Genomic DNA, 13,171 nt, shown 5'->3' with positions numbered 1-13,171 from the left:
CCGCCGCCTCTTGCGAGGGGGCGGGTTTCGGGTGTTGCGCTAAGGCGGTATCAGCCGCGGTGACGACCGCGGAAGTAATTGATCAAGCCTTGAGTGGATGCATCTTCAGCAACGGTTTCTTCCGTACCGACGAGGCGGCTGTAAACGCCTTTGCCCAGTTCTTTGCCCAGCTCGACGCCCCACTGGTCGAAGGCGTTGGTGCCCCAGACCACGCTTTGGACGAAGACTTTGTGCTCGTACATCGCGACCAGCGCACCCAGACGACGCGGGCTGATGCGCTCGACGACGATGGTGTTGCTCGGACGGTTGCCCGGCACGACCTTGTGCGGCGCGACACGCTGCACTTCGTCTTCCGACAGGCCTTTGGCACGCAGTTCGGCTTCGGCCTCGGCGCGAGTCTTGCCGAGCATGAGAGCCTGGCTCTGCGACAGGCAGTTGGCGTACAGCCATTGGTGGTGGTCGGACACCGGGTTGAAGCTGACAATCGGCACGATGAAGTCGGCCGGAATCAGTTGGGTGCCTTGGTGCAGCAGCTGGTGATACGCGTGCTGACCGTTGCAACCCACGCCACCCCAGATCACCGGACCGGTGTCGGTCTTCACTGGCACGCCGTCCTGACGAACGCTCTTGCCGTTGGATTCCATGTCCAGCTGTTGCAAATGCTTGGTGATGTTACGCAGATAGTGGTCGTACGGCAGGATCGCGTGACTTTGCGCGCCCCAGAAGTTGCCGTACCACACGCCGAGCAGACCCAGCAGCGCGGGCATGTTTTGCTCGAACGGTGCGTTCAGGAAATGCTGGTCCATGGTGTAGGCACCGGACAGCAATTCCTTGAAGTTGGACATGCCCACGGCCAAAGCGATTGGAAGACCGATGGCCGACCACAGCGAGTAACGACCGCCGACCCAGTCCCACATCGGGAAGATATTCTCTTCACGGATGCCGAACGCCACCGCAGCGGCGTTGTTGCTCGACACCGCGATGAAGTGACGGTACAGCTCAGCCTCGGAGCCGCCCTGAGCCAGATACCAGGCGCGTGCTGCGGTGGCGTTTTTCAGGGTTTCGAGGGTGCTGAAGGTCTTGGAGGAGACGATGAACAGCGTGGTTTCCGCACGCAGCTTACTGGTCAGTTCGTGCAGCTCGGTGCCGTCGATGTTCGCCAGGTAGTGGCAGCGAACGCCTTTCTGCGCGTAGGACAACAGCGCTTCGGACACCAGCTCAGGGCCGAGGAACGAGCCACCGATGCCGATGTTGACCACGTCAGTGATCGGCTTCTCGGTGTAACCACGCCACAGACCGTCGTGAATGCGGCCCACCAGGTCGGTGATCTGGTTCAGCACCTTGTGCACTTCGGGCATCACGTTGACGCCGTTCACCAACAGCTTGTCGCCCACTGGACGACGCAGCGCGGTGTGCAGGGCCGGGCGGCCTTCCGAGGCGTTGACCAGTTCGCCGTCGTATTGCGCTTTGATTGCGTCTTTCAGGCCCACTTCGTTGGCCAGATTGACCAACAGCTGACGGGTTTCGGCGGTGATCAGGTTCTTCGAGTAGTCGAGAAATAGCCCGGCGCTGCTGAGGGTGAATTCGTTGAAACGCTGCGGGTCTTCGTTGAACGCGTCGCGCATGCTGAAATTCTGCATCGCTTTGCGGTGGTCGGAGAGCGCCTGCCAGGCGGGCAGGGTGGTGACGTCATGAGGGGTGCGGTAGTACGCCATCGCTGCGGGTTTCCTTGTACTTGAACTGCCTTTGGACGTTGAAAAGCCAGGGGCGGGTCGAATGCGTGCGTTCTCCGAAGCCTAATCCTCGGACGCGCCGATGTCTGCGCCTCGCTTTACCTTTGCTCGGTACTTTTTCTCACAAGGTAGTGTCGCCCGTGTGGGGCGACCTGTACCGGTATGGCATTGCGGGTGTGGCTAAGTTCATTGCCCGGAACCAGATAGAGCCTGCGCGGGCTGAAGTTTCATGAAACATTCCGGGACTGAGCATAGTTGCGAATCCCGAGACCATGGCCCTCCGTTTACGGCGCCGTGGTCAGGTGCAGATTGTCGATCAGGCGTGTCTTGCCCAGGAACGCGGCGCCGAGCACCACCAGGTCCTGATCGCCCGGGGTCGCGGGGCGCAGGGTCACGGCCTGGCGGATTTCCAGATAGTCCGGACGGAAACCCGCGCTTTCGAGGGCCTTCCTGCCGTCATCCAGCAATTGTTCGTGGTTCTGCTCGCCATTGTGCAGCGCGTCACCGATCTGTTTGATGACACGGTACAGCGCAGGGGCGGTTGCACGTTCCGCTTCGGTCAGGTAACCGTTGCGCGAAGACAGCGCCAGGCCATCGGCCGCACGGACGGTGGGCTCGCCAATGATCTGGATCGGCATGTTCAAGTCACGCACCAACGCACTGACCACGGCCAGCTGTTGAAAGTCTTTCTGGCCGAAGATCGCGATGTCCGGCTGAACCATGTTGAACAACTTGCTCACGACCGTGGACACGCCGTCGAAATGGCCGGGGCGACTGCCGCCACACAAGCCTTCAGACACGACGGGCACGCGCACGATGGTCTGGTCGGCCATGCCGTGGGGGTACATTTCTTCGACCGTGGGCGTGAACAGCAGATGGCAACCGGCTTGCAGCAGCTTCTCCTGATCGGCCGCCAGCGTGCGTGGGTAGGTGGCCAAGTCCTCTGTAGGACCGAACTGCAAAGGGTTGACGAAAATGCTCGCCACCACGAAATCGGCACGCTGCGCAGCCTTGGTCACCAGCGCGGTATGACCGCTGTGCAGGTTGCCCATGGTCGGGACCAGCGCGATACGTTTGCCTTCGCTGCGGGCGCGGGCCACGGCGGCGCGCAGTTCACGCACGGTTTTTACAGTGTTCATGCCGAGAATCCGTGTTCAGGGGCCGGGAAGCTGACGTCTTTTACAGCGCTGACGTAGGCGGCGATGGCCGATTGAATGTCAGGCTGGCCGATCATGAAGTTCTTCACGAACTTGGGCACGCGCCCGGTGATGGACAGACCCAGCATGTCGTGCAGGACCAGCACCTGGCCATCGACGGCGCTGCCCGCGCCGATGCCGATCACCGGAATCTTCACCGCCTGGGTAATTTCCTGCGCCAGCTCGCCAGGCACGCATTCCAGCAGCAGCATCGCGGCACCGGCTTGTTCAAGGGCGATGGCGTCGGCGCGGATCTGTCTCGCCTGCGCTTCCTGACGGCCCTGCACTTTATAGCCGCCCAGTACGTTGACGGTCTGCGGCGTCAGGCCCATGTGTGCGCACACCGGAACGCCCCTTTCAGCCAGCAAACGAATGGACTCGGCCAGCCAGCCCGCGCCCTCAATCTTGAGCATATGCGCGCCCGCCTGCATCAACGTCGCGCTGCTGGCGAATAGCTGTTCCGGGGTGGCGTAGGACATGAACGGGAGGTCGGCGAGGATGAGTGCACCCTGATTGCCGCGTTTGACGCTGGCTACGTGGTAGGCCATGTCGGCGTTCGTCACGGGGAGGGTGCTGTCGTGACCCTGCAAAACCATCCCCAGCGAGTCGCCCACCAACAGGATTTCAACGCCTGCCTGTGAAGCCGCATGGGCGAAGGTTGCGTCGTAAGCCGTGAGCATGGTGATTTTTTCACCTTTCTGCTTCAGGCCCAGCAGGGACGTCACGGTGATATCTGGCATGAAAAAGTCCTCATTACAGGCGCTGTGAATACGACGGCGAGCAACGCGTGATTCATTCTGCAAACGCAGGCACATCGTCGTTTCGCGATGTTTGAAAAAGCCTGTCTGGCACCTGGCAAGCCGGTCGTCCGGCTTTGGGACGCTTATCTTCGTGAGGAGGGGGCGGGAAGTCAATTCCGGGTGTTACCGGTTGGCTTGAGATGTTACCGGCGGGATGTAACTGCCATCTGGCAGACGCCCTATTTGCTTTTGATTATGCCCGGAGGGCGTGGGAGTCCAGCTTGCTGACGATCGGGCGGGAACCGGCCGCAGCCTCCGGATACACGAAGTACCTGATACACGGTGGATGCCGGGTTTGCTGCCGCTTCGCGATAGATCGCGAGCAAGCTGCGCTCCCACGCCCTACGGCCAGAGGCTAGATCCGCTCCAGCCCTTCAAACGGGCAGTCGGCCAGCAGGTCATCCAGCGCGCGGCCATCAGCGAAGGTAATCCCGGCTGCCAGCTCGGCCAAGGGATACAACACGAACGCCCGCGCCTGCATGTGATAGTGCGGGACTTTGAGACGGGCCTCGTCGATCAGCCGGTCACCGAACAACAGAATGTCCAGGTCCAGCGTCCTCGGCCCCCAGCGCTCAAGCCGCTCGCGCCCTTGACCGTTCTCGATGCCTTGCAAGGCATCCAGCAGGGCCAGTGGCTCCAGTGTGGTATCTAGGGCGGCGACGGCGTTGGTGTAGCGCGGCTGACCGGGCAGCAACGAATCGCTCACGTAAAAAGAAGAAACGCCTGACAGGCTGGTATGAGGCAATTGGCTCAGCGCCTTGATCGCCTCACGTAACTGCTCGGCAGGGTCAGCGAGGTTGCTGCCCATGCCGATGTAGACCCGTTCCATCACCATCACTCCGATGCATCGGCGCCAGCGCGTTTGCGCTTGCCGCCACCGCTACGGCGACGCTTGCGCGGGCCTTGGCCGGTGGCGTCGGATTTACTGCCCAGATCACGAATCATGTCGCGGCGACCGGATTCGTTGGCGTCCTGATAATCGGTCCACCATTCGCCCAGGCCGTCGGTTTCCTCGCCCGCGGTTTCGCGCAGCAGCAGGAAGTCGTAACCGGCACGGAAGCGCGGATTGTCCAGCAACAGGTCGGCACGTTTGCCCGAGCGACGTGGCAGACGCTCCTGCATGTCCCAGATCTCGCGGATCGGCATGGTGAAACGTTTTGGAATGGCGATGCGCTGACACTGCTCGGCGATCAGTTCATGCGCGGCTTCCTGCATGGCCGGGATCGGTGGCATGCCACGCTCTTGCAGGCGCAGAACGCGAGCGGGCAAGGCGGGCCACAACAGCGCAGCGAACAGGAACGCTGGCGTCACTGGCTTGTTCTGCTGCACGCGCAAATCGGTGTTGGCCAGGGCCTCGCTGATGAGCGTGTGCGTGTAGGTCGGGGTGTATTCCAGCGCCTTGGCGCTGGCCGGGAACAGCGGGTCGAACAACTCCAGATCCACCAGCATCTCGAACGTTGGTTCGGCGTAACCCGACAGGAACAGCTTGAGGACTTCTTCGAACAGGCGCGCTGCCGGAATATCGCGGAGCATTGGGGCCAGCGGGCGAATCGGCGTGGCGCTGTGCTTTTCAATGCCGAAATCCAGCTTGGCGGCGAAGCGCACCGCACGCAGCATCCGCACCGGGTCTTCTTTATAACGCTGCTGAGGGTCGCCGATCAGGCGGATCAATCGATTACGAATGTCGTGTACGCCGTTGGCGTAATCCAGCACACGTTCACTGACGGGATCGTAATACAGCGCGTTGATGGTGAAGTCGCGACGCTGGGCGTCTTCTTCCAGCGTGCCGTAAACGTTGTCCCGCAGAATCCGGCCGCTCTCGTTGCGCGACGACTGATTGCTGTCTTCTTCCTCGTCATCTTGAGGGTGATTGGCGCGGAACGTGGCCACTTCGATGATTTCGCGACCGAAGTGGATGTGAACCAGCTTGAAGCGGCGGCCGATGATGCGCGCATTGCGAAATTCTGCCCGGACTTGCTCAGGCGTGGCGCTGGTGGCGACGTCGAAGTCCTTGGGGGTGATGCCCAGCATCAGGTCCCGCACGCAACCGCCGACCAGATAGGCCTGATAGCCCGCGTTCTGCAAACGCTCGACGATGTTCACCGCGTAACGGCTGAATTGAGCGCGTTGCAACGAGTGTTGGCTGCTGCTGAGCACTTCAGGCGTGGTGCGCGTATGTTGCTGCGGCTTGCGCAGGGGAGTACGGAATGACTGGAACAGCTTCTTCAGCATGGGATGCACTGTTTGAAGGAATATTCGGCCAATGACAAAGAATGACCGCATGATGGGCGGGGATTCTAGCATTTAGTCGAGGGATGGTGTAGGACGCAGCGCGAACGGGCTCTGGAGGCAGGTATGGCGGGGCTGAAACGGCTGTTACGAAGAGTTTGGAGCGGTTTTTGGCGAACGCTACCGGAAAAGTGCTTTGTTTCGGAAGCTACTGGGGGAGCCGAAGCTCCCCCAAAGTGCGTGCTCTTATTTTTATTGTCTGTCGGGCTTTTTGTTTTTGTTGAGCGCCCAATTCACGGCTTTCGCCTGTGAAACCTCCCAATCGGGAGTCAAGAGCAAACGGATTGCTTTGGTCGCTGTGCTGCAGTGATCAATCGATCCAACCAGTTCAGGCGCTACCTTGAGGTAGTTTTTTGTTGTTCTCAGCCTGGTTGCGGGACAAGTCCCAAATGCAACGCCTCTCCAAAAGAATCAGTTAGCTGCGCCTCCGCCGTGTTGTTTTTATTATGCGTGAGTCGATACGTCTTATTTTTATTATGGTGTTTTGCGGGTGACTGATTTTTGTTGTTCTTGTACTAAGGCTATAGCAGAACGCGTGCCAACTTTTGTCGAAACGGCTACAGCCCTTTAAATCCGGGGGTGTGGCAAATCGACGCTATTTTTGTGTAGCCAAAAAAAACCGGGACTACGTTACCGTACGCCCCGGCTTTTGTTACGTGTCGCTGATGAGGTAACAGTTTTTTCACAAGTCCCGGAAGGCGCGTGCCAGAGCCTCGCGCCTGCTCCAAAGGTCAGGTTTCGCTGGCTACACCGGTTTTGCGACGCGGGATGCCCAGCCTTTGACGACGCTCCCACAGGCATTTACGGCTGACGCCAAGCTTGCGGGCCAGTTCTGTCTCAGTCATGTGGTCCTGATGCTCAAGCACGAAGTGCTGGAAGTAGTCCTCCAGGGACAAGTCTTCCGTAGGTTCATGAGCCGTTGAGCTGGATGAAGGCTGCTGCGGCGCCAGGCCGATGAACTCCTCGACGTCCAGATCGCTCAGCTCGATGTCGATGCCCAAGAGGTCGGCGGAAATTTCCGGGCTCTCACAGAGGATGACGGCACGCTCAACGGCGTTTTCCAGTTCGCGGACATTACCCGGCCACGAGTAATGGCGGATCGCCTGTTCGGCGTCCGGTCCGAAGCGCAAGTCGGTACGGCCAGCTTTGGCGCTTTGGCGAGCCAGGAACGCATTGGCGATTTCGTTCACGTCCGAGCCACGCTCGCGCAGGGCGGGCAGCTTCAAGGCAATTACGTGCAGACGGTAATAAAGGTCTTCACGGAACTGCCCGACTTTGGCGAGGCTTTTCAGGTCCCGGTGGGTCGCGGCAATCAGGCGCACATCAACCTTCTGCGACTGTACCGAGCCAACCCGACGAATCTCGCCTTCCTGAAGCACACGCAACAGACGGGCTTGAGCTTCGAGGGGCAATTCGCCAATTTCATCGAGAAACAGGGTTCCGCCGTCGGCGGCTTCAACCAGCCCCGCACGACCGGCGCTGGCGCCGGTGAACGCGCCTTTTTCGTGGCCGAACAGCTCGGACTCGATCAGCGTTTCAGGGATGGCGGCACAGTTCACCGAAATCATAGGTGCTTTGGCGCGGCGGGACAGGTTATGCAGCGCTCGGGCGACCAACTCTTTACCCGTGCCTGATTCACCTTGGACCAGCACGTTGGAGTCAGTCGGGGCGACCTTACGGATCTTGTTGTAAAGGTCTTGCATCGGCGGGCAAGAACCGATGATCCCGATCTCGCCATTGCTGTTGTCAGCGGCTGATTTGTCGGACCCCGACGCCTTGCCAGCCGACGCCACGCGTTCAGCCTGAATGCTTTGCACGGTCTGTCGGTCTCGCAAGATACGCGACACGGCTTGCAGCATTTCGTCGTGGTCGAAGGGCTTGGCGATGTAATCCACCGCGCCCATTTTCATCGAGTCCACGGCCGAGCGGAGGCTGGCGTAGCTGGTCATGATCAGCACCGGTTTGCCTTGTCCGAGCCGGATCAGCTCGGTACCGGGGGCGCCGGGCAGGCGCAAATCGCTGACGATCAGGTCGAACGAGGGGATGCTGAAACGTTCCTGAGCTTCCTGCACGGAGCCGGCTTCACTGACCTGGTACTGATTACGTTCCAGCAGGCGACGCAAGGCAGAGCGGATAATAGTTTCGTCTTCGACGATCAGAATGTGCGGCATTGATTCGATACTCTCGACGGTCTCAGTTCACAGCGGACGTCGCTTCGACATGTCGCGGTAGGGTCACCCGAATGCGGGTTCCGCGCTGTTGCTCGGGGTCAGCCGGGCTGTCGATGGTGATTTGTCCATAATGCTCTTCAACGATGGAATAGACCAGTGCGAGCCCCAGTCCTGTCCCTTCCCCCGGGTCCTTGGTGGTGAAGAACGGTTCGAACAAGCGGTCCATGATTGCTTTCGGAATTCCAGTGCCTTCGTCTTCGACGATCAAATCGACCGTATGTTCGGACGCTTCGCTCTTCACCCGCACCGCGCTGCCTGCAGGCGAGGCGTCACGGGCGTTGGAGAGCAGGTTGATCAATACCTGAGCCAACCGTTGCGGATCGCCATCGACCCAGTGGTTCGGGTTGCACAGGTTATAGAATTGCACTTCGAAGTTGCGGCGATTCAGCGCGAGCAGACCAATGGCATCCTGAGCGACCTCGGCCAGACAGACGGCTTCGTCGGCATGCTGGTGACCACCGGCGTGGGCGAAGCTCATCAGCGACTGAACGATGCGCGACACGCGCTTGGTCTGTTCGATGATCTGGCTGCTGATTTCAGTGAGTTCGCCGTCCTCTTCGCGCTCCTCGCGCAGATTTTGCGCGAGACAGGCGATACCGGTGATCGGGTTGCCGATTTCGTGGGCCACCCCGGCTGCCAGGCGTCCAATGCTCGCCAGGCGCTCGGAGTGCACCAGCTTGTCTTCCAGCATCTGAGTGTCGGTGAGGTCTTCCACCAGAATCACCAAACCACTGTTGCCAGGTGCCAAGGGCTCGTCGATGGCTGCTTTGTGCAGGTTTAGCCAGCGCGTTTGTCCGTCCAGCGCCAGGCGCTGTTTGTGCAAATGCTCATCCGGCACGTTGATGAAACCGAGCAGTAACTGACGCCATGGATCGGCGATGGTCTCCAGGCGAGACCCCACCACACGCTGGGCCCCGATGCCGGTGAGTTCTTCCATCGCCTTGTTCCACATCAGGATTTCCTGATCCTTGGCGAGCGAGCAGACGCCCATTGGTAGCTCCTGCAACGTCTGGCGGTGGTAGCGGCGCAGGGCGTCCAGCTCGGCGGCCAGCCCGGTGAGGCGCGAGTGGTAGTCCTCAAGGCGGCTTTCGATGAAGTGAATGTCTTCGGTGACGTAGTTCTCGCTGCCCGATTTGTACGGCAGGAAGGTTTCCACCATGTCCTGAGCAACGCTGGGGCCCATGAGGCCGGACAGGTTGGCCTCGATCCGGTCACGCAAACGGCGCAGTGCGTAGGGGCGGCGCTCGTCAAACGGCAGGTACAGATCGCGCAGGGCCTGTTCGACTTCCTTCTGCGCGGCTTTGGCACCCAGTGGCTTGGCCAGTTGCGTCGCGAACTCCTGCGGAGAAACGGCGTGCAACTCCCGACGCTGCGGTCGACGCACGTTGTCCACCGCGCAGGCTTCGGCGGCGCTCGCCTCTTCAGGGCTGGGGTTGCTGAACAGCGAAATCAGGGTGAACACCAGCACGTTGGCGGCGAGCGAAGCAATGGCTGCCATGTGCCAGCTGGTGTCGTCGAGCACGTAGATCATGTTCAGCAGGGGGATGTAGAAGCCCTGGAAATTGCCGATCAGCGGGAACAGCATGCTGACCATCCAGACCACGATCCCGGCGATCAGGCCCGCCATGAAGCCCCGACGGTTGGCCGCTGGCCAGTACAGCACCGACAGGACGCCTGGCAGGAACTGCAAAGTGGCGACGAACGCGACGATGCCGAGGTTGGCCAAATCCTGCTTGGCGCCCAGCAGCAGGTAGAAACCGTATCCCGCCATGATGATCGCGACGATCAGGGCGCGACGGGTCCACTTCAACCAACGATAGATATTGCCCTCGGCGGGCGGCTGGTAGAGCGGCAGCACCAGATGGTTGAGTGCCATGCCCGAGAGGGCGAGTGTCGTGACGATGATTAGCCCGCTGGCCGCCGAAAGGCCGCCTACATAGGCCAGCAATGCCAACGCCGGGTTGTGCGCCGCGATGCCGATGCCGAGGGTGAAGTATTCGGGGCTGGTGGTGGCGCCCAGTTTCAGTCCGGCCCACAGCACCAGCGGAACGGCGAGGCTCATCAGCAGCAAAAACAGCGGCAAGCCCCAACTGGCGCTGACCAGCGAACGAGGGTTGAGGTTTTCGGTGAAGGTCATGTGATACATGTGCGGCATGACGATGGCCGAGGCGAAAAACACCAACAGCAGCGTGCGCCAGGGGCCTTCCTGCAACGGGGTATGCAACGCCGCGAGCGCGCTTTGATTCTGTAGCAGCCATTGTTCAAGGCTCGCCGGACCGTCGAATACGCCGTACAGCGAATAAATGCCGATACCGCCGATGGCCACCAGCTTGATGACCGACTCGAACGCGATGGCGAACACCAGCCCTTCGTGTTTCTCCCGCGTGGCGATATGCCGGGAGCCGAAGAAGATGGTGAACAGTGTGATCAGGATGCAGAACGCCAGCGCGACGTAATTGCGTACCGGCTCGCGAGTGAGGATCCCGATGGAATCCGCTACCGCCTGGATTTGCAGGGCCAACAGGGGTAACACCCCGATCAGCATGAAAATGGTCGTCAGCGCTCCGGCCCATGTGCTGCGAAAGCGGAAGGCAAACAGGTCGGCGAGGGACGAAAGCTGATAGGTGCGGGTGATTTTCAGAATCGGGTACAGCAGCACCGGCGCCAGCAAAAATGCGCCGGACACCCCCAGATAACTGGAGAGGAAGCCGTAACCGTATTCGTACGCGAGGCCGACAGTCCCGTAAAACGCCCAGGCACTGGCATAGACGCCCAGCGAAAGGGTGTACGTCAGCGGGTGGCGAATGATCCATCGCGGAATGAGCCCGCGCTCGCTGACCCATGCAACGCTGAACAGCGCCAGCAAGTAGGCGGCGCTGACCAGAATCATCTGGGTCAGGCTAAAGCTCATCGGCATCTCGTTGGCTCTGCAGAATGAAGGTCACCACGATCAGGATCAGCCACAGCATGTATGGCCGATACCAAGCGCCTGTCGCGTCAATCCACCAGTCCATGATGGCTGGGGAAAAAAGGTAGATGCCTACCACCAGTAGCAGGACCAATCGATAAATGTACATTTGGCCTCCTGGGTTGACTGACGCCGGGTGAAGGAGCGGCATGGTAACGGATGGCTATCAGGCTGCAAGCGACGTTTCGGCCACCTTCATGCCGCTATTGGCCTCAACCGCTCTGGCTCAGTCTATTCGAGCTTCTTCGATGCTGGCGACCCGTGGAATCAAATCGGCACTCCAGTGAGCGATTCCCCAGTTCAGAACCTCTCTCGGCGTACCGAACGAAAGGTCTTCCGGTGCCGGCTGGCCCAACGCCCGCAATGCCCGAAGCAGCAAAGGCGTAGCCTGATCGACGGGCAGGGGCGGGGAGCGGTAGGACTTGCCCAGCTTGTGCCCGTTCGGCTGAGTGATCAGCGGCACATGCAGATAGCGTGGTTGTGGCAGGCCCAACAATTCCTGGAGATAGAGCTGACGAGGCGTGGAGTCCAGCAAGTCAGCGCCCCGCACAATGTCGGTGATGCCTTGCCAGCCATCGTCGAGGATGACCGCCAGCTGGTAGGCGTAAAGGCCATCACGGCGTCGAATCACGAAATCGCCGACATCACGGCCCAAGTGCTGGCGAAAGGTCCCCTGAACCCGATCTTCGAAACGGTATTCCAGCTCCGGGACGCGAATACGGATCGCGGCGTTTTCAGGCGAGTGGCCCGCATTGCGGCAAAAACCGGGGTAGATGCCCTGGAAATCTTCCAGCTGCTTACGTGAACAGGTGCAGGCGTACGCAAGCCCATAGCTGAACCAGCGGTTGATGATGTCCTGATAGGCGTCGTGACGATCGCTTTGCCTCACACATTCGCCATCCCACTCAAAGCCGTAGGTTTCCAGTGTATTGAGGATGGCGGCTTGTGCACCCGGTTCTTCCCGTGGCGGGTCCAGGTCTTCCATGCGCATCAACCACTGGCCACCGGCGGAGCGGGCATCGAGATACGACGCCAGCGCGGCGACTAGCGAGCCGAAGTGCAGATAACCGCTGGGGGTTGGCGCAAAGCGCCCTATATAAGAAGGGGATTTCATGGGGGATGATGGTACTGGAAATGATATGTACGAAAAACCGGATGATGCTTCGGTTCGTGTAGGACACCGCTGCCGGTGAACGATGCTCTGGCCGTGTGGGAGCGAATTCATTCGCGAAATAGATCAGGCGATGAAGATGCATCGCTCCTGTCGGCGTTTTCGCGAATGAATTCGCTCCCACAGGTGCGTGTGTGTTGTCTGGATCAACGCTGCTGCCGGAAAGCCGTGCGTCTACTGCGGTGATGGCCCTGTCCATAAACAACAAAAGACGCCGAAGCGTCTTTTGTCTTACTCGAAAAGCAGGATCATTTACCGATCTGTTTTTCTTTGATTTCTGCCAGCGTCTTGCAGTCGATGCACAGGTCGGCAGTCGGGCGGGCTTCCAGACGGCGCAAGCCAATCTCGATGCCGCAGGATTCGCACCAACCGTATTCTTCGTCTTCGATCAGTTGCAGCGTTTTGTCGATCTTCTTGATCAACTTGCGCTCACGGTCACGAGCACGAAGTTCCAGCGCGAATTCCTCTTCCTGACTTGCACGGTCAGCAGGGTCAGGAAAGTTAGCCGCTTCGTCCTTCATGTGATCAACAGTACGGTCGACTTCCTGCATCAAGTCCTGTTTCCACTTGTTCAGGATCTTGGTGAAGTGAGCACGCATGGGCTTGCCCATGTACTCCTCGTCCTTCGTCGGGACGTAAGGTTCGAACCCGCTAATCGTTTGTGTGCTTTTTTGCTTTTCTTCGGTGGGCATGAACGGACCGCCTCTCACTCTTCTAAGCCATTGCGCAGGGTAAAGATCCATCGCCGACACCTGCCGGCCCTGCGGCTGCAAGCGGGCGAAC

10 protein-coding genes are annotated in these 13,171 nt (G+C 59.9%); all 10 read right to left on the bottom strand.

Annotated elements, in window-relative coordinates:
* Window positions 1-50 precede the first annotated feature (50 nt).
* The 10 genes from pgi to dksA all read right to left on the bottom strand — a co-directional run bounded on the left by pgi (window position 51) and on the right by dksA (window position 13,080).
* Complete coding sequence (gene pgi, locus ACIQAL_RS30555) at window positions 51-1,715, bottom strand: glucose-6-phosphate isomerase (protein ID WP_401152207.1); 1,665 nt, start codon at window positions 1,713-1,715, stop codon at window positions 51-53.
* Between the two features lie 302 nt (window positions 1,716-2,017).
* Window positions 2,018-2,872 (bottom strand): pantoate--beta-alanine ligase, encoded by an 855-nt coding sequence (gene panC, locus ACIQAL_RS30550; protein ID WP_341961956.1) that lies wholly within the window; start codon window positions 2,870-2,872, stop codon window positions 2,018-2,020.
* Complete coding sequence (gene panB / locus ACIQAL_RS30545; RefSeq protein ID WP_401152203.1) at window positions 2,869-3,669, bottom strand: 3-methyl-2-oxobutanoate hydroxymethyltransferase; 801 nt, start codon at window positions 3,667-3,669, stop codon at window positions 2,869-2,871. The genes panC and panB overlap by 4 nt, the downstream gene beginning before the upstream one ends.
* A 415-nt stretch (window positions 3,670-4,084) precedes the next feature.
* Window positions 4,085-4,558, bottom strand: a complete 474-nt coding sequence (gene folK, locus ACIQAL_RS30540) for a 2-amino-4-hydroxy-6-hydroxymethyldihydropteridine diphosphokinase (protein ID WP_401152200.1) — start codon at window positions 4,556-4,558, stop codon at window positions 4,085-4,087.
* 5 nt (window positions 4,559-4,563) lie between these two features.
* The gene (locus ACIQAL_RS30535) at window positions 4,564-5,961 is read right to left on the bottom strand and encodes a polynucleotide adenylyltransferase PcnB (RefSeq protein ID WP_401152196.1); all 1,398 of its coding nucleotides are present in this window, start codon (window positions 5,959-5,961) and stop codon (window positions 4,564-4,566) included.
* Window positions 5,962-6,749: 788 nt separating this feature from the next.
* Complete coding sequence (locus ACIQAL_RS30530) at window positions 6,750-8,189, bottom strand: sigma-54-dependent transcriptional regulator (RefSeq protein WP_401152194.1); 1,440 nt, start codon at window positions 8,187-8,189, stop codon at window positions 6,750-6,752.
* Window positions 8,190-8,211: 22 nt separating this feature from the next.
* Window positions 8,212-11,166, bottom strand: a complete 2,955-nt coding sequence (locus ACIQAL_RS30525) for a sensor histidine kinase (RefSeq protein ID WP_166598281.1) — start codon at window positions 11,164-11,166, stop codon at window positions 8,212-8,214.
* Window positions 11,150-11,326, bottom strand: coding sequence for a hypothetical protein (locus ACIQAL_RS30520; RefSeq protein ID WP_002552060.1), 177 nt, complete (start codon window positions 11,324-11,326; stop codon window positions 11,150-11,152). The genes ACIQAL_RS30525 and ACIQAL_RS30520 overlap by 17 nt, the downstream gene beginning before the upstream one ends.
* 117 nt (window positions 11,327-11,443) lie before the next feature.
* Window positions 11,444-12,331: a tRNA glutamyl-Q(34) synthetase GluQRS gene (gene gluQRS / locus ACIQAL_RS30515; RefSeq protein WP_401152178.1), complete on the bottom strand. Its 888-nt coding sequence runs from the start codon at window positions 12,329-12,331 to the stop codon at window positions 11,444-11,446.
* Window positions 12,332-12,636: 305 nt separating this feature from the next.
* On the bottom strand, window positions 12,637-13,080 hold the full coding sequence (dksA, locus tag ACIQAL_RS30510) for an RNA polymerase-binding protein DksA (RefSeq protein ID WP_166598279.1): 444 nt from the start codon (window positions 13,078-13,080) through the stop codon (window positions 12,637-12,639).
* Window positions 13,081-13,171: the final 91 nt, after the last annotated feature.

Origin of the sequence: Pseudomonas sp. NPDC088368, from assembly GCF_044753445.1 — a bacterium.
GTDB lineage: Bacteria > Pseudomonadota > Gammaproteobacteria > Pseudomonadales > Pseudomonadaceae > Aquipseudomonas > Aquipseudomonas bambusae.
The sequence above is the reverse complement of the archived record's forward strand: the minus strand, read 5'-3'. Positions and strand labels throughout refer to the sequence as shown.

Bases quoted from the DNA above. Each gene is read 5' to 3' on its own strand.
- pgi (WP_401152207.1), bottom strand. From the start codon at position 1,715: ATGGCGTACTACCGCACCCCTCATGACGTCACCACCCTGCCCGCCTGG.
- panC (WP_341961956.1), bottom strand. From the start codon at position 2,872: ATGAACACTGTAAAAACCGTGCGTGAACTGCGCGCCGCCGTGGCCCGC.
- panB (WP_401152203.1), bottom strand. From the start codon at position 3,669: ATGCCAGATATCACCGTGACGTCCCTGCTGGGCCTGAAGCAGAAAGGT.
- folK (WP_401152200.1), bottom strand. From the start codon at position 4,558: ATGGAACGGGTCTACATCGGCATGGGCAGCAACCTCGCTGACCCTGCC.
- ACIQAL_RS30535 (WP_401152196.1), bottom strand. From the start codon at position 5,961: ATGCTGAAGAAGCTGTTCCAGTCATTCCGTACTCCCCTGCGCAAGCCG.
- ACIQAL_RS30530 (WP_401152194.1), bottom strand. From the start codon at position 8,189: ATGCCGCACATTCTGATCGTCGAAGACGAAACTATTATCCGCTCTGCC.
- ACIQAL_RS30525 (WP_166598281.1), bottom strand. From the start codon at position 11,166: ATGCCGATGAGCTTTAGCCTGACCCAGATGATTCTGGTCAGCGCCGCC.
- ACIQAL_RS30520 (WP_002552060.1), bottom strand. From the start codon at position 11,326: ATGTACATTTATCGATTGGTCCTGCTACTGGTGGTAGGCATCTACCTT.
- gluQRS (WP_401152178.1), bottom strand. From the start codon at position 12,331: ATGAAATCCCCTTCTTATATAGGGCGCTTTGCGCCAACCCCCAGCGGT.
- dksA (WP_166598279.1), bottom strand. From the start codon at position 13,080: ATGCCCACCGAAGAAAAGCAAAAAAGCACACAAACGATTAGCGGGTTC.